This window comes from Salinirubellus salinus (assembly GCF_025231485.1).
Taxonomy (GTDB): domain Archaea; phylum Halobacteriota; class Halobacteria; order Halobacteriales; family Haloarculaceae; genus Salinirubellus; species Salinirubellus salinus.
In genome coordinates, this window is the sequence record NZ_CP104003.1 from 482,887 (window position 1) to 500,719 (window position 17,833).

Genomic DNA, 17,833 nt, shown 5'->3' on the forward strand with positions numbered 1-17,833 from the left:
GTCCGAGTGAGGGTCGATATCCTCGCAGGCCGCCCGGTCACGCCGCCCGGTACTGCCGTCGGGACCACGACCCTCCCACCGGGTGGCTGGGCGACGTCGGCCTCGGGCCGGGACCCGTGGGGCCGGATTCGTCCGTCGTCGTGGACGTGGACCGAGCACGACGTATCCAGCGAACTGTAACGGGATGCTCGGCTACCGGAGGAACACGAGCATCATCGAAGCGAACAGCACGACGGGGGAGCCGAAGGATGCCACGACGACGTCGGTCGCGAGGACCACCCCGGCCTGCCGGTGTAGCGTTCCCGGCCGGTTCGTCCGTCTCTCGCGCCGCGGCCGGGAGCCAGCGGGTCGACAGCCGTCTCGTCGGTGCTCACCCGAGTCGAACTGTTTCCGGGACTCGTCGGGACTGAGCGAACCGAGGGCTCGCGAGGTTCGGTGAGGGAACGAGTCGAACGAAGTGAGACGAGTGGACTCGCCGGGACTCGCTTCCACGCACGATACCTGCCGCCGTCTGTCGATTATTCTGCATCGTCGAAATCCTCCGTTTCGTCGAGTCGAAGTCGGTCGACCCAGTCCGCCCGGCGCTCGCGATACTGCTCGTCGAGCGTCGGGAAGTCGTAGTGTCGCTTGATGCGCTCCGGTGAGGTGTTGACCCGCTCGGCGACTTCGTCGAGCGGCCAGCCCTTGTTCCGGAGGTTGCTGATCGCGCCGGTCCGCACCGCGTGTGGTGACCGTGAGGACGGGCACCCGCGCGCTTCCCGCAGCGAGAAGAACTCACAGCTGTCCTGCTCGAACTCGTGGGGGCACGGCCCCGCACGGCAGGGCACGGTCGCGAAGTTCGAGTACCGTCGCGCGGTGGACTCCGCGAGTCGTCCGTGTGGTGTCGTCAACAGCGGTTCGCGACCGTACTCGTCGACGATCTGCGGCTCGCGAATCTCGCGGATGTAGTCCGCGAGGACGTCCATCACCTCGCTGGGCATCCCGATTTTCCGCTCCGGGTTGTACGCCTGCTTGATGGGCGTGCCAGTGTCGGGACGGTGGTGGAACTCGAGAGTCTCCTCCTCGAGGTCGACGTCGCCACGGTCGAGGCCACGGATAGCGCCGATTCGGGCGCCGGACCACCACATCAACTCCAGGAGCGTGTGTATCAGGGTCGCCCGGTGCGCTCCGACCGGCTGGGACCGATAGTCTCGGATGATGCTCTCTGCGAGGCCCGGTTCCAGCCGCTCGGTACTGACCTCCTCCTTCTTGGTGGTCTTCGGCGGCTCGAGGACCTTGTCGAGACCCTCCTGAGCGACACCAATGTTGACCGCCCACTCGAGCCAGTTGTTGATGGTCCGGTACTCCTTCGAGATGGAGATCTTCTTCGGCCCTCGGCCGCGGAACTGCGCGTCGAGTTCGTCGAGCTCCCACGCCGAGAGGTCCTGCATCCGGTCGATGCCGTTCTCCTCGCAGAAGTTGACCACGCGCTTGATGCGGTACCAGTAGGTCGAGAGGGTCGAGTCGGTCTTCTCGACACGCTGCTTGGCGAGCCAGCGCTCGGCCACGTCGCGGGGCGAGAGGTCGTCGGGCGGTCCGCTCATCGGTCGCCCTCCAGCATCCGCTCGCGCGCTCGCTTCACGCGCTTGAACTCCTCACTCGACCCGCCGGTGTCCGCGTGGGTCTCCTTCGCTCGCTCGCGGAACGCCTCGATCACCTCGCGCTCGCCGGCGTCGGGGTCGACCCCGAGGACGATGTGGGCGGGTGGCTCGGCTTCCAGGGCGTCCTCACCGCTCGGGAGCGCCTGCGTGGCGAACTCCGAGGAGATGGTGGAGACGCCGTAGCGGTCGAGCGCACGCTTGGCGTCGAGGTACTTCGCGATGGCCTGCGCGTTGTCGCGGACGTTGTTCCAGCGGTCACACGGCGCCGCGAAGGACTCGCCGTCGACGGTCCAGCGGACGACCACACCGGGGTCGGCGGGCTGGTTCGGCGCGTTCTTGTAGGGAAGCCAGGGCCGGTCTTGGAGGTGGTCGGTCCCCGACTCGACGCGAAAGTCGTCGACGTCCATGCGCTCCAGCTGCGTCTTGATGTTCCGGAACGCGCGGCGCATGTCGACGCGAAAGCCGTGGGGGTAGCTTCGGCGGTCCCCGTCCGGTGTTCGCTCGAAGCCCTCGGGCCAGTCGAGCTCACTCATCGACGAGGTCCTCCTCCTTCGGTGGGCAGTCCCAGACGACCGGGTCTGCCTCGAGGTCGTGGACGCGTGAGTCGTGGATTTTCACCCCGCGCTCGGACATCGGGCCGGCACCACAGCGCCCGCACCAGTGCTGGTCGACCTCGTGGACCGGCGCCGTGTCGACACCGCCGTCGGTCATCGCGAGCGGCGCGCCGGCGTTCGGGTCCGGATCGTCGAAGTGGCTCGCGCAGCACTCCATCGCGGGGCCACGAGAGCGGTAACGTGCGCCGCAGAGTCCGCAGTCGTACCACTCCGGTTCGGGGGAGAGTGGGACGTCGCTCACGCCGGCTCCTCCGTCTCGGGTCGGTCGAAGAAGCAGCTCGGGCAGAGGACGTCATCGTCGACCGTCGGCACGGTGAACGAGTCGCCACAACTCTCGCACTCTCGTTCCTCCGTCTCCCCACGCAGGGCACGCTCGTCTTGGAGCGACCGGATGTGGTCGAGCTGCTCCTCGACGGCACGCATCAGACCGAGAAGCTCTCCGTCTGGTTCGAGATCCTTCGCCTCTTTGACTTCGCTAAGTGCGTAGTCGATGTGGAGGTCGGCTTTGAACGCGTCAGGTGACTTTCGCACCAGCTCGCCACCGTCGGCGGCGACGTCGAGGTACTCGCGGCGCAGCGCTGATCGAATCGCCGCCGACCGGGAGTTGTAGATGCCGTCTTCGACGAGCTGGTCGAGCGCGTCGACGATGACCTGCGGGACGGACGCCTCCACGCGAGGCATCCCACCGGCCGTGTCGTCGGGGTTTTCAGTAGTCGATACGTCTTGGTCGGTGCGGGTGTTCGAAGCACCCGCGTTGGGTTCGGACATCTCGGAACCTCACGGACCCGTTTTCCCCGGTTCGCGCTGGAACGCGGGCCGGGGCATCCAATCGTCACATAGCCTGTGGTCCTTCGGAACGGGCTCGTGAATTCACCCTAGAACGCTGTGTTCAAAAATGCAACGCATAACCTCTGGTGGTTGTTATAATCATAATTGTGAAATTAGGCGGTGTTAGAGGGTTGTATTGCAAATTTGAACTCAATGAGACACTCTGCCAGCTGGCAGAATCTGTGGGATGACCGCATCTTGGAGATCGCTTCTCTGGACGACGACGGTGTAGTCTCCGTTGGTGACCTGTCTAACCACGATTTAATCCGGACTTCCCGTTCGACGGTTTCTCGAAGATGCAAGAAGCTCGCCGAGCACGGCCTGTTCCGGAGAGTGGCGGAAGGGGTCTACGTCATCACCGACGAGGGACGTGGCTATCTCGAAGGTGAGTACGATGTCGATCAGGGGATATGGCTCGACCAAAATCAGGCCGAAGATGGTCCAACAGGGCCAGATGCAGGGACCGAGGAGGCGAACGGCGCGTGAGAGACCTGGAACTGAGACAAAACACGATACAAACCTAACCCGAATACCATGCCAGTCCGTCGCCACGCCGATTTCATGCAGCCCGTCGACGAGCGCCTCTTGGAGACCCTCGACGAGGACGGCGGCTGGAATCCGGTCGAGTGGGTCGCCGGGCAGGTCGACCGGCATCCCCTGTTCGTCGACGAGCGATTACGGATGCTCGCGGACGCCGATCTCGTCGCGTTTGACTCCACGCGGTACCAGTGGGTCCACATCAGCTCCGGTGGGCAGCTCTATTTGCGGGGCGAGCGGCGGCAGGAGCTCTATCCGCACCCGTTCGACGTGGGTAGGGCTACGAGGGGGATTCGGGGATAAGCAATTAATTCAACCTCTTGACTTACTGACCTCTATACTGTGTTTTGTCTCCCATCAACAATTTAATCATACACTGCGCCTTCTTGCGGTTATATGCCTACGCTGGAGTTCCTCTCACGGCAAGAGGAGGCAGCAATCCGTCCACCCATCACTAAGAGGGGTTTCGAATCTGAATTCTTTAGAGATATTGATTTACTCTTTCGAGAGATGGGGAAGGACGATGAAGAGATCAGCATTGACAGCCAAAACAAAATCAAATCCAAACTACTGAGAACAGGACCATGCCCAGGAAATGCCCGAGTCTATTATAAGCTGACTGCAGCCCCCATGATTCCGGGGAGTTCTGAATACATACCCACGGCCTTAGGTGAAAAAGTAGATACCGATCGTCGAGATCTCGGACAACTGTTTGAGCAGTGGGTTGACGACCTTAATCAGGCTGTGAATGAGTGGCTAGATACTCGAGATGACTCCGTAATTGAGTCTGTTGACGCACCTGAGAGACTGAAAGAATTCTATCTTAATCGCCTTTCTGAGATTAGTGACAAAGTCTCTGAAACTGATATCGAGTCCTCTGAGTTGAAAATGGATGTTCAGCACGATATCTCCAGTCGATACTTTCACCCTGCCGAGCCAGACGGTGTTTGGCTCCCGACCAGCATATCTGGGGGAGTGTTTGAGTCAAAGCTGAGCCTTCCACCGACGCCTGTAGACAAATACGAACTGGCCGGATATGCGGCGTATCTTGAACGCGCGGAAAACATTCCTGTAGATTATGGGGTCTATCTAAGGCTGGACGAGGATTTAGACCATCCTGTACTGGATTCATTCCACATTGACGACGTATTCAGAGGCAAAATAAAGGAGAATGTGGAAATTTTCTCGAGCCTAGTATTCATCAGCAAAGCGGAGGGGGAGTGGGACGACTCGATTCCAGTAAAAAACCGACTTGTGGAGCCTGAAGAGCCAAAATATTCGAGAGTTTGCAGCGACTGCCTATATCTTGGCAACTGCCACAAGTCTGGGAAATATCATGAGCTTGTTGAAGAGATCTATAATGATGTTTCGAATCTGAAACTCAGCGGGAACCACATCTTACCCGTGGTCAAAGCAGTGGCTAATGGGGAGCCCAATCGTGAAGACGTGGTTAACGAGGTTATGGAACTCTTCCCAGGAAAAGAAGAAAAGAGCGTATTCCGTGGCATGGCAGTCCCAACCAACCGCCGGCTACAATTGATTCGCGTAGGTTCGGAGGGCCAGAAGATTGCGCTATCACCAAATGGAAAGCTGATTGCGCAGAGTTCAAGCCCAGAAGCGGCTCTAAATCGGGTCGTCACTGATTATGCGGTCTTGGGGCTAGGGTTAACGAGCAATGCATTAAATTACATATTCCAGCAGACTGACGCGTTTTCCTCTGATACCTACCCTGAACTTAAGAAGAACTTCAAACGTCTCCAAAGACAGTATCTAGACTATTTCGAGGTTGAGCTGCCTCAAGAAGACGACAAGGGTGGCGATCTTATACTGGCGATCTATAATCAAGAGGAAGCCGCCTATCTAACCGACGGAAGTATGCGGAAAGAGTTGCTAGATGAAGCTCTACCGGACAACCAGCAGTTACAATATGACTACGCTCGGTGGAGAATAATTAAACAAATGCAAGAAGATGGAATGAATGTCTCCACGTGGTTCGTTGACGAGGTTGTCTGGAGAGAGTGGAACGGTGATGAGGCAGTAATTGACTTGTACGAGGGGTCCACATTGAGTGATATTAGACTTATGAGAGCTGGAACTCCCTACGACGGTATCGAAAAAGTGGGGCAGAATTCATGAGTGACCCGAAGGTCCGAGATCTCTTTCCACAAACACCGTTCGAGATTGGCGGAGGACTCAATCGTGAGACCGGCAGGGAGTTGTTCACTCCACTGGAGATGCATGAGAAATTCCGAGACGAGGTAATCAAAAACCGTCGACGAGGTACCTGTATTTGGGCTCTATCGGGTCCCGTCGGAATCGGTAGGACGTGGACACTCTGCTGGACGGCTCGCCAAGCTGTGGAGCAGAATATGGGGACCGACGAGCGATGGGAGGCTGCTCTCGTTCCTGGCCTAGGAAGTGGGCAAATTCGTGACCTGTACGAGTCGGTCTTCCAATCTACTGATTACCTCCGAGAGGAGGCTGCGGAAAACTTGGACCAGGGCTTCGACCACATCAGTGGCCAAGGCAGAGAAGGAATTCTTAACCACGCACTCACCAACCAATCCAGCTGGTCAGTGTTTACCGGTGATCGGGGGAGGTTCCCCAATATCGACGGGATTGACCAGAAACCTAAGTGGACCAAACGAGAGACACAAGTCCAATTCCTGATTCTCTGGCTGAAGAAACTGAAGGAGATCGGGGTTGATAATCTTCTAATACTCGTTGACGAATTCGAAACAACGGTCACGCGGCTTAGCTCAAGCAAAATGACTGACTTTAGTGATGGGTTGAGGCGGTTCTACGACGTCATTGAGGAGAATAAGGATGATATTCCGAACGTTGAGATAATACTGAGCGCAACTACCGAAGCTGCTAACAAAATAGATCCGTCTGCATCTTCCAGCCAACTGCAGGGTTGGCTAACTGCACTTCAGTCTCGAATGACTCGAGGGTTCAGACTAGGTAAAATAAGCGAGGACGAAGCAAAGAAGATCGCTATCAATTGCATTGACTACCGGCGGACTGTCGACTCAGAGGATGAATACTATCCATACACTGTGGAAGCGATAGAAACCGCATACGATGGCTCTGACGGGCTCACCAGACGGCTGGGTGAAATCATCAATGAGATGTACTTCACCGCCTTCGACAAGACTCTGATTGAAGAAGAAGACGCACAAGAAGCGGTCGAAATTCTGGGATATGACTTCAAACAAATAAACTGAATACCTACTCAAGCCCGGGCCTCCGTCGTGCAACACTTTTTATAACCGCCCTTAACACATTAGCTTGATGAGTAGCGACGACAGGAACGGCTCTGCGGATGATCTGTATCTTCAGCGTTCTGGGACTCACGGTATGCGGATTGAAGACGGTAAGCTGTATCCAGATTTCCAACTTTCAACGAACCCTGCATCAAATATTGAGCAAGAGTCCCCAGGATATGCAATAAAAGAATTTGATATATTCGGGGGAGACAAAGAGAAAGTTCTTATCCCCGAGATGGATTTTCGCAAGCTCTCAAATATTAGCAGCACGACATACATCACCCACGGAATCCATAAACACCCTGCCGTCTTCATACCACAGATACCGGACTATCTGATTAACACATTTACCTCTGAGCAAAATCGCGATGGTAACCGGCCACTCGTCCTCGACCCATTCAACGGGAGTGGAACGAGTGGAATCGAATCGAAAGTGGCGGGTCGAGATTATCTGGGTATTGAAATCAACCCTCTCTCCAAACTTGTAAGTGAAGTCTCTACCACCCCTATTCCTCCAAGTGTCCTTCGAGACGTTGAATATGAAATTGTGGACCGTCTCGCGAAGACAGAGGATCGAGTCTATACCGAATACGATGTCACGTTCCCAGGTCGAACCCAGAAGGAACATTGGTTCGAACAACGGGCTGTAAGGGACCTAACACGGATACGGAAGGTCGTTAGTGAATACATTGACGAGGACCGAATACACTTTGACTCCCTTACTGAGACAGAGGATTCTATCCTTAGAGATCTCGCGACTAAGGAGGCGGACCTCGCTGGGATGGTGAATCGTTGGTTGGTACTGATGATAGCAAATACTGTTTTCGGCGTGTCCAATGCGGACCCAAAGGTATCGAAAGCTCACAAGTCGTCAACAATGCGAGAAAAAATCGACGCAGGGGAGCACCCCGAAAAAAGAATTCTTCAACTGTATGCGACCCACCTTCACCAAAGTCGCGAGAAGCTACTTGATCTCTGGGAAAAAATCTATGACAAACGGGAATACGCCGACTCTACAGACGGGGCAGTGTCTCAATCCATCTTACGGGAAAATCGTGCTCATAAGGCAGAGGTAGACATCCGGTTGGGGGATGCGCGTACCTTTGATGTCCGTGATGAGAAACGACTGGCAGATTTGGCACTCACGTCTCCCCCCTATATTAACGCAATAAATTACTATCGGGGTACTAAACTCCGGCTTTTCTGGATATCTGACCTCTTGGAGGATTACTTTGATGCTACTCAGCTGCGTCAATCGATGGTAGGCACGAACTCCGCCCAAATAAGTAACACAAATCGGGAATTGCCAGCTTCAATCCGTGACATCTGGACTGGGACAACTGAAGAATATGAGAAAACCTCTCTAACCACTCTCGACGAGGATATCAGAGCGATTCACGAAGGGGCTTTGAGTGAGGCTAAGCGCCGTGCTTTCACTACTTGGAGATTCTTTGCGGAGGATATGCTGCAATCAATCTGCCGAACCTACGAGCACCTCAAACCTGGAGCATACTTTTTCCTAATAATTGGTGAGAACACAATCGGCGGACGACATATCCAGAGCCATAAGTTCGTAGCAGATATTGCTAAAAATCTGGGCCGGTTTGACTCGGATATCAGCGGCGCTGAGTTGGATAATCCTGAGGGATTTCGGGTCGTGGGTATCGCTATTGACGAAATCAGCACCCGTGACTTATTCGAGCACCGAAACCATCGTAGCGGGGTTATCGAACATGAGTGGGTTGTGATGTTACAGAAACCCAGCTCCAGTGGATGAGTGTGGACGTGCAGAATACTACAGCCACTCCACCTTCCCACGCTCCCGCCGCTGCGCCTCCGGACTGAACGTCCCCCGATAGTGCTCGAGGAACGTCTCTAAGTCCGACCAGCCGCCCCAGTCACAGACCAGCAGCGGGTCGACGTCCTCGCTCGCGAGCGCGGTCGCCCATGTCCGGCGGAGATCGTGGAACGACAGCCACCGCCACCCGCCGTCGCCGGTCGCCTCCTGGAGCTCGAGGCCGGCGCGGTCCATCCACCGCCGCAGCGTCCGGGTGGTCACGTCGACGAGCGGGTCGTCGGAGTCCTGGTCGCGAACGTCGTCGACGGTGCGGATGGTGGTCGCGAGGTCGGCCGGGACGGGTGTCTCCCGATACTTGTCGCCCTTCCCGTGATAGACGCGGAGCATCGTCCCCGCGTCGGTGTCGACGACGTGCTCGGGAGCGACGTCGAGGACCTCCGCCGACCGGAGGCCACACCGGACGCCGAGGGCGGTCGCGATGCGTTGCTCGGTCCCGTCGACGACATCGAGGAGCTGGTCGACCTCCCGCTGCGAGAGCCAGACCTTCATGTCGTCGCGGTCGTCGTGCTCGCGAAGGTTCATCGTGTCCGGACCCCCGGCTTCGCGGACGTTTTCCCGTGGGTTCGAGGGGTAGGAGTGGGGGTCGAGCGGGGTGGAAGGGGTGGTTTCTGTCCGAGACTCCCCCAGTTCCCGGACATGGTCACGCGAGGTCAAACAGCGGGGTGGTCGAGAAGATGAACGTGTTCGTCTCGGCGTGGTAGGCGCGGTAGACGGTCGAGCCCTGGTCGAGGTCCAGCGCGATGGCCGGGTCGAGCGGCAGGGCGACGTAGCGGGTGGGGCTGTTCCCAGACTCTTGGACGCCGACGTCTCCGAACGGAGTTAGTGGTCCGTCCTCCATCACCGCCTGCATCGCCCGACTGGCGGCCTGTGTCTGGCTCATTCTGTCTCTCTTTCGGGATTGTTCGTACTTAAATTGCCCATCCAGTTACAACTCGAATACCCTCCAGCGGGCCGACTGATTGGCGCCCGTCCCCGCAGGCGAGGCGTGATGCGAGTGATACGAATTCCGATGGAGGAAGTGCTGCTACTCGTCGGGCTGCTCGGCGCAGCGCTGGCGTACGACAGCTACCACGAGAGCCGGCGGACCAACCGAAACGTTCGCGAGCTCCGGATGGACCTCGTCGACGCGGAGGTGATCGACGGGCCCGAACCGGTGGCCGCACTCGAGGACGTCCACGAGCAGGGGGACGATGGGGAGGACGGGGAGTGATGCACGCCGACGGGAACGGCGAGGACCGCGTCGTACTCCAGCCGGAGGACCGTCGCGAGGAACGCATCCTCGACCGCGTGTTCTCGCTCGTCGAGCCGACCCGCTGCTGGTGGACGTTCGACGTCGGGGACTACGACGACCTGGACGGGGCCCTCGCCCGTCGACGGGCGGACGGTGACCCCTTCGGGCCGGGGACGCGGGCACTCGTCGTCTGCGCGCCGACGCTCTCCCGGCAGGCCGACGGGGGTGCCGGCGCGTGACGACGGAGATCGAGTTCGGCCGTCGGGACGTAGCCGAGTCCATCCGCGAGGACCACCCCGAAGCGCTCGCCGAGGGTGACGACCGGCGGCTCAAGACGGTCACCTTCGCGGACGATGCCCCCGAGCGGGTCGTCCAGGAGGCCCGGCAGAGCGCCGCGCAGGACCGTGGCGACCAGCAGAGTGTGAAGGAACAGGCCAGCCTCACGGCCGAGGAGAAGCGCCGACTCGACTTCTCGAAGGACGGGTCGAGCGTCCTCAAGGCCCAGTGGGTGAAGGGGACCCTCCGCGCTGCGGGGGTGAAGGACTGGACTGCCTACTACGACCCGGAACTCACCGTCGACGAGCACGCCGGCCGTGCCGAGGAGTGGAAGGCCGACCAGCGTGGGAGCGAACGCCTCGACGCCGAGGAGGACGAGGACGTCACCGCCGCCCGCATGGCGCGACAGGCCGAGCGTGGGCAGTCCCAGCAGTGCAACCACGCCCGCGACGAGTGTCGCTACGGCGACTCCGAAGCCTGCGAGTTCCTCGGCGAAGCGTGCGGGCTCCCCGAGGAGGAGATCGAGGCGATCATGGACGCCGACGCAGCGGCCCAACCGGACACCGACCTCTCCGGTCGGCAGCTGGGAGCGCTCGACCGACTGTGGACGTCGTATCGGACCGGGCTCGCGCGGGCCCGTGAGGCGGCAGCGGGTATCAACGAGATACGCGGGCAGGTGGACCAGGACCCGCTCGCGTTCGAACAGCTGGGCGGTGCGACCATCACGAAGGAGGACCTCGAAGTATGACCGACAACGAGCTACCGTGCCGTATCGACACCTGTGGGTTCGAGGGATCCAGCCCCGCCTCGCTCCGGTCGCACGTGACCGGGAAGACCGACGAGGACCATCGCGAGGCCGCCGAGGACCAGGCGTGGACCGAGTGGTATCCCGAGGCGTTCGGGCTCGACGAACCTCCCGAACCCCCCACCGAAGGGGGGTCGGACCCCACCGACGAGGGGTCCGAGGGAGGGGGTTCGACCCCCGAGGAGGGGGACGACGAGTACGCCGCCCAGTACGAACCTCCCACCGAAGGGGGCGAATCGGGGGACGGCGATGGGGACGGAGACCCTCACGACGACCCCGCTGGAGGGGGGTCCGATGGGGGTAGCGACGAGGGTTCGTCAGGGTCCAGTGGGGGTTGGTCCGACCTTCTCTGGATAGTCGTTCCGCTCGGTGCCCTCGTGGCCCTCCTCGCTGGGGGGTCCAACAGGGGGTCGAGCGAGGGTGGCGGTGGGGAGTCGACCCCCACACCGGAGCCCTCGGAATCAGGTGACGTGACGGACGACGACACCGCTACGGCATCGACGGGGGTGCCCACCTTTGAGTGACCCTGAGGACGCCGACGACGAACCTCTCGACGACCCCTCTGAAGCGGGGGTCGATGGGGGTTCGTCGAGGGACGAACGCCCGGAGATCGAGGACGACGAGCGGGCCGAGATAGACCTGAGTGGGGTCGACCCCGCCGACATCGAGGCCGCCGTCTCCGGACCTACCGACGAACCCCCCTCGGATGGGGGCGAACCGGGGGACGGCGATGGGGACGACGAACCTCCCGAAGACCCCTCTGAAGGGGGGTCGGACACCCCCTATTCGGGGGTCGAGGGTGGGGGTTCGACGGGGGCTGACGGGTCTTCGAAGACGTCGACGTGGGGCGACCAGTACGTCTCGCTCCTCGCGGTGTTGCTCGGCGCCGTCGTCGACGAGCACGGAGAGGGTGACCCGGCCGAGGTCCGCGCCGAGGTCGAGTCCCTCGCGACCCAGCCACCCATCCGGCTGAACGAGGACGTCGACCGGCTCGTCGCGGAGATGGGTGGGACCGAGGACCTCCCACCAGGGCAGGCCATCGCGGTCGGGTCCGGTGTGGTCGCGGTGTCGGTCCTCGCGAAGGACTCGGCCGTGCTCGGGTCGGCCCTCGAGAGCATCCGTGACGGTGCCGGCCCCGCTGGAGGTGGTGACCTGTGAGTCTCGGCCTCGACCGGCTCCAGGAGCTCCGGCAGATCGCGCAGAACCCACGGCAGTCCGAGCACCTCCGGGAGGCGGCGGGCGTCATCGCTCACATCGAGGCCGAGCAGCGCCGGACCGCTCGCGAACTCCACGACGTCCTCGACGTCCCCGGCGAGGCGCCGGCACTCATCGACGAGGACGCGCGGGTCGACCAGCTCTGTGACCTCCTCTCGGCACGAGTGTCGGGGAACCTCCAGTCGTACTGGCTGGAGCACCACGTCCCCGACCACGTCAGCGAGGCCGACGACGCCGAGACCGTCCGCTACGTCGGGATGGACGCCGCCGAGTGGAACGCGACGTGTCGAGAGTGGGCCGAGAACTACCGCGAGCAAGGGGTCGACGGGGGCACGACGGAGATCGCTGACGCGCACATCCGGCGGACGTGGGACGTGCCCCTCGAGGAGTTCGAGGAGCTGGTGGTGAACGTCACGCCCCAGCGGGTCCTGCAGGAGGGCGCAACCGGGCCCTCCCAGCGGACGCAGGAGGCGTACGAACGGGCCGTCGACCACGCGGCCGGTGAGAGCGAGTGAACCTCGGGATGTTCGCGGGCTCGGGGTGGGGCAAGTCGTTCGGAGCGAGTGCGCTCGCCGAGCGGAACACGAGCAAGTACGACGGCGTCGTCGTCCTGGACTACAAGGACGAGTACCGGGGACTCTGCTCGAAGGAGCACGGGCCGGCGCCGTTCGTCCACTGGCAGGCCGGCAAGGTCGAGCGTGAGCTCTGGACCGACGACCAGTATCGCGACCTTCTCGAGAACGGGCACGTCGTGGTGGCTCGGAACTCGCGGCATTTGGACAACGAAGGGTGGAGGGAGGTCGTCGCGAACATCGTTCGGGTTGGGCGTCGACAGATGCGCGACCATCGCCTCCTGTTCCTAATCGACGAAGCCCACCGGGTCGCCCCGCAGTCGGGGAGCTATCCAGAGGTGATCGGCGGGCTCGCGACGACCGGGCGTGGTGAGCAGAAGTCGGCGGCGTGGGTGTCTCAGCGGCCGGCCTCGGTCGACAAGGACGTGTTCGGGAACTTCGATGCCCGGTTCTTCGGCGGGTTCAAAGACAAGAACGACCTGAACGCCATCGACGCCATCACCGAGTACCCCAAGGAGGTCCACCAGCCCGGTGGGTCGCGGGTCCCGTCGCTGCCGGAGGAACTCCACGCCCCGGATGCGGGCGCGGTGAGCGTCCGGAAGTGGTCGAAGGAACTGCCCGACGGGTCGAAGGTGACGACGAACAGCGAGTGGATCTACTCCGACGACGACGGGGAGCTCGCCCGGCTCCAGTCTGCCGAAGACTGGAACCCGAAGTGCGACCACGTCGGCGCCTCCGGGGTCGGTATCGACGTAGGACTCTGAGATGAGCGAGACACACGTGACCCTCTACGGCGACGCGGCGAGCGAGTTCGACGACCTGGCCGAGCGCCTCGAGGAGGAACTCGGGATCGAGACGAACGCGGGCGTAGTCCGATACCTCCTCAGACAGGAAGGGCCACGTCATCGGTAGCCCGCGGGACCCGCGTGGTCCCCGCGGTCGCCGCGTCTCGCGCCGTCTTCCCAACTCTCAGTTTGTCGGTTCTTCAACCGGAGCGACCCGCTACGACCCGATGTAGCATGGAGTTTGGAGATGCCTTCGGTAAACTCGCAGACGAACAGTTCCTCATGGACGCCGGCGCGGCGCTCGGCGGCTACATGAGCGCGAACCTCGCCCAGCAGTACGGTCCCAACGTGGCGATGGGCTACACGGTGCCGCCCGAGGTGTACGACGCCGGTGTCGTGGTCGGCGCCGAGCTCGCGCTCTCGGGCCGGATGAAGCGCCACGTCCAGGTCGGCGGCGGCGTCGCCCTCGGTGAGGACCTCGCCCGGCGGACGGGTGTGCTGGCCCGCATCGGAGGTAACTGAGCATGGCGAACGAGACCAACCTCTTCATCAACAACGGTGCGACCGGTGAGGCGGTCGAGAAGCTCACGAACACCCCCTCGGCTCCGGGCGCGACGCCCATCGTGAAGATCTCTCCCTCGCGAGGGCTGTTCCTCCGTATCGCCAACCAGGTGGCGAAGGGGAGCAACGTCGGCGTCCCGGTCTACATGGACCTGTACGACTCGAACGGCGACCCGATTCCGCCGAACTCGGCGGTGTTCTTCGCCCTCGAGGTGCAGGGGATGGAGCAACCGGTGAAGGTCAGCGCGAAGAAGTCCAACCTCTCGTTCTACGTCGCGAACGACATCACGACCCAGCGCGACGAGGACAACATCGACAACGCGAAGATCGTCCTCCAGCGCCCGGAGACGTCCGCGACGGACGAGCCGATCCAGGCGATCAACGTCCGGGACATCGACGCGATGTACTTCCAGCTCGAGGCGAGCGCCGCCGTCGACTGGTCCCAGTCCGAGTGGCAGGTCGACAACCAGGCCGTTCGACAGGGTGAGCGGTAGATGTTCAGCAACGGTGTGCGCCGGCGTCTGAGTGACCTCGGGCGCCGGCGAGACGAACTCAGCCCCGACGACTTCGAGACGGCGGTGAACTCGCAGGGGAAGGACTCGGTCGTCGCGACGCTCCAGGCCGACGCCGTGCTCGCGCTGATGAGTGGCCGGGCTCACCCGCTGAAGCTCGCCGTGCCGGCCTACGAGTCGTTCACGACCGACGGGACGGCCGACAACACGGAGACGTTCACCCTCACCCACGACATCGTCGACTCGCCCGACACGCTCGACGCGGTCGTGTGGCTCGACGGGACCTACTACGGTACGCCGGACAGCATCGACTACTCGACCGGCGACATCGACGTGACCGACTCGGGGACGAACTCCACTGTTCACGTCTACTACGTCTCGGGGAAGGCCGCCACGCTGAACCTCCGGAAGGTGGCGGCCGACGGGAACACTCGCGAGGACCTCTTCACGGTGAACCCGGCGCTGGTCCACCAGACGAACCAGGCCGAACAGCCCGAGTTCCTCACGCTCGACGAGTCGCAGGCCCAGCCGTTCGTCGCGGCGGACATGAGCCTCGAGGTCGTCGTCAACGCCCCCTACACCGTCCGGTACACGGACCCGGACGGCGACGGGACCGAGCCGACGAACGCGCTACTGTCCATCCCGGTTCAGCGTGGCGAGGGTGTCATCGACGGGCTCGCCCCCGAGATCAAGGCGCACATGCGGTGAGGTGACCTATGATGACCGCTGAGTACCGTGGACCGTTCGAGATGGTGGGTGCATCATCGGCAGCATCGACCTCAACGCTGGCGTCGTCGATGACGACGACTGCTACACCAGCACCGACGATGGGCGGACAGCTTGGCACGACTGTCAACGTCGAGTCGGTCCCACAGTCGCCCGTTGACGCGTTCTTCGAGCAGACTAGCTGGAAACGCGAGGACGTCGAGTTAGTGTTGAATGGCCTCTCGGTCGTTGCAGTGTTGGTCGCGACTTACTGGAAGGTGAGTTCCTGATGTCCGACCGAAAGACTACAATTGAGATCGAGATCGAGGACGTCACCGAAGAAGAAGAGCGAACGCTCCGCGAGCGCGCCGGAATGGACGGACAAGGAGGCCACAATGGTTGACGTCGTCCCGTCGCCGGAACCAGATGCCCGGCCGTTCAACGAGCCCGCGAGCGTGACGCTTGACCCTGGCCAGAAAGCGACGGTCAGGTTCACACCAGAACAGCGGGTGACGGAGTTCACGCTTCCAATCCTCGCCATCTCAAAGGCCCGAAACACGCTGTACCAGGCTCGTATCGACGACACGATTCGGTTCGGACCGGCGCCAGCGCCGCCGACTGACATCGACGATATGGGAGTGACGTTCCTCCCGGCACTCTCGTTCAGTCAGTCGCTGGAGGTGGAGATTACGCGAGTCTCGGCTGCTGCCGGAACTCAGACGTACTTCATTCAGCCGGTCGGCTGGGAACCTACTGGAGGTGAATCCAATGGCGCTTGATACTGCCACAGAGGTTGAGCAGCTCAAACGCGTTCAGGATTCCGAGGGAACCGTCACGGCTCCAGCAAACGAGGACCTGCAGCAGGCGATACGTGACCGGCTCTCGAATGCTGACGGCATCTTCGCCGACGCGGTCGACCCGACGACGGACGCGGCGGGCGAGGACCTGCCGAGCAACAGCGTGAAGGACGGCTGTGAGGTGGCCATCGTCGCGGACCCGAATAACGCCGGCCCGATCTACTTCGGGCCGCAGGGCGGCGTTGTGGTGCCGCTCCCGGCTGGTGGAGCGACCACCCAGCGAGTGAAGGATACGAACAGTATCCGGGTGCGGGCGTCGCAGGCTGGCGACACCGTTTACGTGGTCGGGGAGGTGGCCTGATGGCGGGATACGCTGCTGGCGGCCGCGGACCGAGTGGAGTGCGTGGCCCTGATGGCGGTCTCGGTCGGATGCCCGACCACGAGGGTGACGCCGAACCCACCGCCCCCGCGTTCGCAGCGGTGTGGCTCGACACGTCGGGCGACACGCCGGTTTTGAAGGTCTACGACGGGCAGGACTGGCACGCCGAACCCACCGAGGCGACGCTCCCGTTCGGGCTCCGGGCTCGGAAGGAGAACCCCGGCCGCGGCCGTGGTCGAGGTCGCGGCAACGGTCGCGGCGCCGGCAAGGGGGTGAAGTGAGATGGCGGGCTACGCCTCTCCGGGCGGCGGTGGGTTCGACTACGTCCAGCCGGGTGAGCCGAACAACCCGCAACTCGGCGATCTCTGGTTCGACACGGACGCCGGGAGCGACGGGAGCGGCGAGGCGAAGGTGTTCGACTCGACCGGCTGGGTGGTGACGGGCTACGCCTCGCACACTGACCTGATGGACATCGGGGCGGATGACCACCACTCGCCGGTGACGGTGAGCGACCCACTCACGGAGAACGGCACGCAGGGGCTCGGGCTCTCTATCGGTGATGGGGTGACGCTCTCGGGTGGGGCACTCGTGGCGGCGCTCTCGACCGGCCTCACTATCGACGGTGGCGGGAACGTTCGAGTGGCGCCGGAGGGCATCACGAACGCACTCATCGCGGCCGACGCGGTCGGATCGAGCCAGATACAGGCGGGTGCTGTCCGCCACGGGACCGAAGCAGACACGCCGAGCGACGCTCACCACTCTCGATACACGGACGGCGAGGCGAGCAACGCGGCGCCGGTGCAGTCGGTGGACGGGCAGACTGGTGACGTAGACACCGGGCCGTCGTTCCGGTATGTCACCGGCCAGCGAAGCGCCGACTGGTGGGACGGGAGCGACGGGACGAACGCCTACATCGGGAGCAACGACACCGTCACCAACGAAGTGACACATCCCTTCTACGGGGCCACCGGTTTCAGACTCGAACTCGACCCATCCTCATCCGTTGACGTGGCCGACTTGGAGGTGTTGGACGCTGACGGTAGCATCGTCTACACCTTCGACTCGGCCGAACTGTCCAACGCGGTGGGTGGGTCGACAGAGGTGACGCTTGGCTCTCCGGTGTCGTTCAAGGGGTTCCGGGCGGGCACGAACAGTTCCACAACGCTATACGTGACTTCACTCGCCCCGAGAGAGCCGCTCTAACTACGGCCCGGAGGGGCCGGCAACCCTCCGATACCAACCAATGACA

At 61.8% G+C, this 17,833-nt stretch carries 27 protein-coding genes; 21 read left to right on the plus strand and 6 right to left on the minus strand.

Going from position 1 to position 17,833, the window contains the following annotated elements; translation table 11 throughout:
- Nucleotides 1-518: 518 nt before the first annotated feature.
- The 4 genes from N0B31_RS02650 to N0B31_RS02665 are packed head-to-tail and all read right to left on the minus strand — an operon-like array spanning nucleotide 519 to nucleotide 2,926.
- Nucleotides 519-1,583 carry a tyrosine-type recombinase/integrase gene (locus tag N0B31_RS02650; protein WP_260594242.1) on the minus strand — a complete coding sequence of 355 codons (1,065 nt, stop codon included), beginning with the start codon at nucleotides 1,581-1,583 and terminating at the stop codon, nucleotides 519-521.
- Nucleotides 1,580-2,173, minus strand: coding sequence for a J domain-containing protein (locus N0B31_RS02655; RefSeq protein WP_260594243.1), 594 nt, complete (start codon nucleotides 2,171-2,173; stop codon nucleotides 1,580-1,582). Before N0B31_RS02655 ends, N0B31_RS02650 begins: the two co-directional genes overlap by 4 nt.
- A complete protein-coding gene (locus tag N0B31_RS02660) occupies nucleotides 2,166-2,495 on the minus strand; it encodes a hypothetical protein (protein ID WP_260594244.1) in 330 nt (109 codons plus the stop codon). Before N0B31_RS02660 ends, N0B31_RS02655 begins: the two co-directional genes overlap by 8 nt.
- The gene (locus N0B31_RS02665; RefSeq protein WP_260594245.1) at nucleotides 2,492-2,926 is read right to left on the minus strand and encodes a ribbon-helix-helix domain-containing protein; all 435 of its coding nucleotides are present in this window, start codon (nucleotides 2,924-2,926) and stop codon (nucleotides 2,492-2,494) included. Before N0B31_RS02665 ends, N0B31_RS02660 begins: the two co-directional genes overlap by 4 nt.
- A gap of 309 nt (nucleotides 2,927-3,235) precedes the next feature.
- Here N0B31_RS02665 and N0B31_RS02670 point away from each other — a divergent pair, with 309 nt between their 5' ends.
- The 5 genes from N0B31_RS02670 (at nucleotide 3,236) to N0B31_RS02690 (ending at nucleotide 8,665) form a co-directional block, all read left to right on the plus strand.
- Nucleotides 3,236-3,568, plus strand: coding sequence for a winged helix-turn-helix domain-containing protein (locus N0B31_RS02670; RefSeq protein ID WP_260594246.1), 333 nt, complete (start codon nucleotides 3,236-3,238; stop codon nucleotides 3,566-3,568).
- Between the two features lie 75 nt (nucleotides 3,569-3,643).
- Nucleotides 3,644-3,922, plus strand: a complete 279-nt coding sequence (locus tag N0B31_RS02675; protein ID WP_260594247.1) for a hypothetical protein — start codon at nucleotides 3,644-3,646, stop codon at nucleotides 3,920-3,922.
- 93 nt (nucleotides 3,923-4,015) lie between these two features.
- Nucleotides 4,016-5,755, plus strand: coding sequence for a PD-(D/E)XK nuclease family protein (locus tag N0B31_RS02680; RefSeq protein ID WP_260594248.1), 1,740 nt, complete (start codon nucleotides 4,016-4,018; stop codon nucleotides 5,753-5,755).
- Nucleotides 5,752-6,846 (plus strand): hypothetical protein, encoded by a 1,095-nt coding sequence (locus N0B31_RS02685; RefSeq protein WP_260594249.1) that lies wholly within the window; start codon nucleotides 5,752-5,754, stop codon nucleotides 6,844-6,846. The genes N0B31_RS02680 and N0B31_RS02685 overlap by 4 nt, the downstream gene beginning before the upstream one ends.
- A 67-nt stretch (nucleotides 6,847-6,913) precedes the next feature.
- Nucleotides 6,914-8,665, plus strand: coding sequence for a DNA methyltransferase (locus N0B31_RS02690; RefSeq protein ID WP_260594250.1), 1,752 nt, complete (start codon nucleotides 6,914-6,916; stop codon nucleotides 8,663-8,665).
- 18 nt (nucleotides 8,666-8,683) lie between these two features.
- On the opposite strand, the gene N0B31_RS02695 is transcribed toward N0B31_RS02690, so the two are convergent.
- Both N0B31_RS02695 and N0B31_RS02700 read right to left on the minus strand, forming a co-directional pair.
- On the minus strand, nucleotides 8,684-9,268 hold the full coding sequence (locus N0B31_RS02695; protein WP_260594251.1) for a tyrosine-type recombinase/integrase: 585 nt from the start codon (nucleotides 9,266-9,268) through the stop codon (nucleotides 8,684-8,686).
- Between the two features lie 118 nt (nucleotides 9,269-9,386).
- A complete protein-coding gene (locus N0B31_RS02700) occupies nucleotides 9,387-9,626 on the minus strand; it encodes a hypothetical protein (protein WP_260594252.1) in 240 nt (79 codons plus the stop codon).
- 108 nt (nucleotides 9,627-9,734) lie between these two features.
- Between N0B31_RS02700 and N0B31_RS02705 the strand changes: the two genes are divergently transcribed.
- From N0B31_RS02705 to N0B31_RS02780, 16 genes are all read left to right on the plus strand, one after another.
- Nucleotides 9,735-9,956, plus strand: coding sequence for a hypothetical protein (locus tag N0B31_RS02705; protein ID WP_260594253.1), 222 nt, complete (start codon nucleotides 9,735-9,737; stop codon nucleotides 9,954-9,956).
- Nucleotides 9,956-10,216, plus strand: coding sequence for a hypothetical protein (locus tag N0B31_RS02710; protein ID WP_260594254.1), 261 nt, complete (start codon nucleotides 9,956-9,958; stop codon nucleotides 10,214-10,216). The genes N0B31_RS02705 and N0B31_RS02710 overlap by 1 nt, the downstream gene beginning before the upstream one ends.
- Complete coding sequence (locus tag N0B31_RS02715; protein WP_260594255.1) at nucleotides 10,213-11,001, plus strand: hypothetical protein; 789 nt, start codon at nucleotides 10,213-10,215, stop codon at nucleotides 10,999-11,001. Before N0B31_RS02710 ends, N0B31_RS02715 begins: the two co-directional genes overlap by 4 nt.
- Nucleotides 10,998-11,582 (plus strand): hypothetical protein, encoded by a 585-nt coding sequence (locus N0B31_RS02720; protein ID WP_260594256.1) that lies wholly within the window; start codon nucleotides 10,998-11,000, stop codon nucleotides 11,580-11,582. Before N0B31_RS02715 ends, N0B31_RS02720 begins: the two co-directional genes overlap by 4 nt.
- Complete coding sequence (locus tag N0B31_RS02725) at nucleotides 11,575-12,216, plus strand: hypothetical protein (protein ID WP_260594257.1); 642 nt, start codon at nucleotides 11,575-11,577, stop codon at nucleotides 12,214-12,216. Before N0B31_RS02720 ends, N0B31_RS02725 begins: the two co-directional genes overlap by 8 nt.
- Nucleotides 12,213-12,788, plus strand: a complete 576-nt coding sequence (locus N0B31_RS02730; RefSeq protein WP_260594258.1) for a hypothetical protein — start codon at nucleotides 12,213-12,215, stop codon at nucleotides 12,786-12,788. The genes N0B31_RS02725 and N0B31_RS02730 overlap by 4 nt, the downstream gene beginning before the upstream one ends.
- Nucleotides 12,785-13,609 (plus strand): ATP-binding protein, encoded by an 825-nt coding sequence (locus tag N0B31_RS02735; RefSeq protein WP_260594259.1) that lies wholly within the window; start codon nucleotides 12,785-12,787, stop codon nucleotides 13,607-13,609. Before N0B31_RS02730 ends, N0B31_RS02735 begins: the two co-directional genes overlap by 4 nt.
- 1 nt (nucleotide 13,610) lies before the next feature.
- A complete protein-coding gene (locus N0B31_RS02740) occupies nucleotides 13,611-13,757 on the plus strand; it encodes a hypothetical protein (protein WP_260594260.1) in 147 nt (48 codons plus the stop codon).
- A gap of 107 nt (nucleotides 13,758-13,864) precedes the next feature.
- Nucleotides 13,865-14,152 (plus strand): hypothetical protein, encoded by a 288-nt coding sequence (locus tag N0B31_RS02745; protein ID WP_260594261.1) that lies wholly within the window; start codon nucleotides 13,865-13,867, stop codon nucleotides 14,150-14,152.
- A gap of 2 nt (nucleotides 14,153-14,154) precedes the next feature.
- Nucleotides 14,155-14,685, plus strand: coding sequence for a hypothetical protein (locus N0B31_RS02750; RefSeq protein WP_260594262.1), 531 nt, complete (start codon nucleotides 14,155-14,157; stop codon nucleotides 14,683-14,685).
- A complete protein-coding gene (locus N0B31_RS02755; RefSeq protein WP_260594263.1) occupies nucleotides 14,686-15,411 on the plus strand; it encodes a hypothetical protein in 726 nt (241 codons plus the stop codon).
- A gap of 11 nt (nucleotides 15,412-15,422) precedes the next feature.
- Nucleotides 15,423-15,698, plus strand: a complete 276-nt coding sequence (locus N0B31_RS02760) for a hypothetical protein (protein WP_260594264.1) — start codon at nucleotides 15,423-15,425, stop codon at nucleotides 15,696-15,698.
- Between the two features lie 105 nt (nucleotides 15,699-15,803).
- Nucleotides 15,804-16,187: a hypothetical protein gene (locus N0B31_RS02765; protein ID WP_260594265.1), complete on the plus strand. Its 384-nt coding sequence runs from the start codon at nucleotides 15,804-15,806 to the stop codon at nucleotides 16,185-16,187.
- Nucleotides 16,177-16,566: a hypothetical protein gene (locus N0B31_RS02770; RefSeq protein ID WP_260594266.1), complete on the plus strand. Its 390-nt coding sequence runs from the start codon at nucleotides 16,177-16,179 to the stop codon at nucleotides 16,564-16,566. The genes N0B31_RS02765 and N0B31_RS02770 overlap by 11 nt, the downstream gene beginning before the upstream one ends.
- A 68-nt stretch (nucleotides 16,567-16,634) precedes the next feature.
- A complete protein-coding gene (locus N0B31_RS02775; protein ID WP_260594267.1) occupies nucleotides 16,635-16,865 on the plus strand; it encodes a hypothetical protein in 231 nt (76 codons plus the stop codon).
- 1 nt (nucleotide 16,866) lies between these two features.
- Complete coding sequence (locus N0B31_RS02780) at nucleotides 16,867-17,787, plus strand: hypothetical protein (protein WP_260594268.1); 921 nt, start codon at nucleotides 16,867-16,869, stop codon at nucleotides 17,785-17,787.
- The last annotated feature ends 46 nt before the right edge of the window (nucleotides 17,788-17,833 follow it).

Excerpts from the sequence above, each read along its gene's own strand:
- N0B31_RS02650 (WP_260594242.1), bottom strand. The coding sequence starts at position 1,583 with ATGAGCGGACCGCCCGACGACCTCTCGCCCCGCGACGTGGCCGAGCGC.
- N0B31_RS02655 (WP_260594243.1), bottom strand. The coding sequence starts at position 2,173 with ATGAGTGAGCTCGACTGGCCCGAGGGCTTCGAGCGAACACCGGACGGG.
- N0B31_RS02670 (WP_260594246.1), top strand. The coding sequence starts at position 3,236 with ATGAGACACTCTGCCAGCTGGCAGAATCTGTGGGATGACCGCATCTTG.
- N0B31_RS02675 (WP_260594247.1), top strand. The coding sequence starts at position 3,644 with ATGCAGCCCGTCGACGAGCGCCTCTTGGAGACCCTCGACGAGGACGGC.
- N0B31_RS02680 (WP_260594248.1), top strand. The coding sequence starts at position 4,016 with ATGCCTACGCTGGAGTTCCTCTCACGGCAAGAGGAGGCAGCAATCCGT.
- N0B31_RS02685 (WP_260594249.1), top strand. The coding sequence starts at position 5,752 with ATGAGTGACCCGAAGGTCCGAGATCTCTTTCCACAAACACCGTTCGAG.
- N0B31_RS02690 (WP_260594250.1), top strand. The coding sequence starts at position 6,914 with ATGAGTAGCGACGACAGGAACGGCTCTGCGGATGATCTGTATCTTCAG.
- N0B31_RS02695 (WP_260594251.1), bottom strand. The coding sequence starts at position 9,268 with ATGAACCTTCGCGAGCACGACGACCGCGACGACATGAAGGTCTGGCTC.
- N0B31_RS02700 (WP_260594252.1), bottom strand. The coding sequence starts at position 9,626 with ATGAGCCAGACACAGGCCGCCAGTCGGGCGATGCAGGCGGTGATGGAG.
- N0B31_RS02705 (WP_260594253.1), top strand. The coding sequence starts at position 9,735 with ATGCGAGTGATACGAATTCCGATGGAGGAAGTGCTGCTACTCGTCGGG.
- N0B31_RS02710 (WP_260594254.1), top strand. The coding sequence starts at position 9,956 with ATGCACGCCGACGGGAACGGCGAGGACCGCGTCGTACTCCAGCCGGAG.
- N0B31_RS02720 (WP_260594256.1), top strand. The coding sequence starts at position 10,998 with ATGACCGACAACGAGCTACCGTGCCGTATCGACACCTGTGGGTTCGAG.
- N0B31_RS02740 (WP_260594260.1), top strand. The coding sequence starts at position 13,611 with ATGAGCGAGACACACGTGACCCTCTACGGCGACGCGGCGAGCGAGTTC.
- N0B31_RS02745 (WP_260594261.1), top strand. The coding sequence starts at position 13,865 with ATGGAGTTTGGAGATGCCTTCGGTAAACTCGCAGACGAACAGTTCCTC.
- N0B31_RS02750 (WP_260594262.1), top strand. The coding sequence starts at position 14,155 with ATGGCGAACGAGACCAACCTCTTCATCAACAACGGTGCGACCGGTGAG.
- N0B31_RS02755 (WP_260594263.1), top strand. The coding sequence starts at position 14,686 with ATGTTCAGCAACGGTGTGCGCCGGCGTCTGAGTGACCTCGGGCGCCGG.
- N0B31_RS02760 (WP_260594264.1), top strand. The coding sequence starts at position 15,423 with ATGACCGCTGAGTACCGTGGACCGTTCGAGATGGTGGGTGCATCATCG.
- N0B31_RS02765 (WP_260594265.1), top strand. The coding sequence starts at position 15,804 with ATGGTTGACGTCGTCCCGTCGCCGGAACCAGATGCCCGGCCGTTCAAC.
- N0B31_RS02770 (WP_260594266.1), top strand. The coding sequence starts at position 16,177 with ATGGCGCTTGATACTGCCACAGAGGTTGAGCAGCTCAAACGCGTTCAG.
- N0B31_RS02775 (WP_260594267.1), top strand. The coding sequence starts at position 16,635 with ATGCCCGACCACGAGGGTGACGCCGAACCCACCGCCCCCGCGTTCGCA.
- N0B31_RS02780 (WP_260594268.1), top strand. The coding sequence starts at position 16,867 with ATGGCGGGCTACGCCTCTCCGGGCGGCGGTGGGTTCGACTACGTCCAG.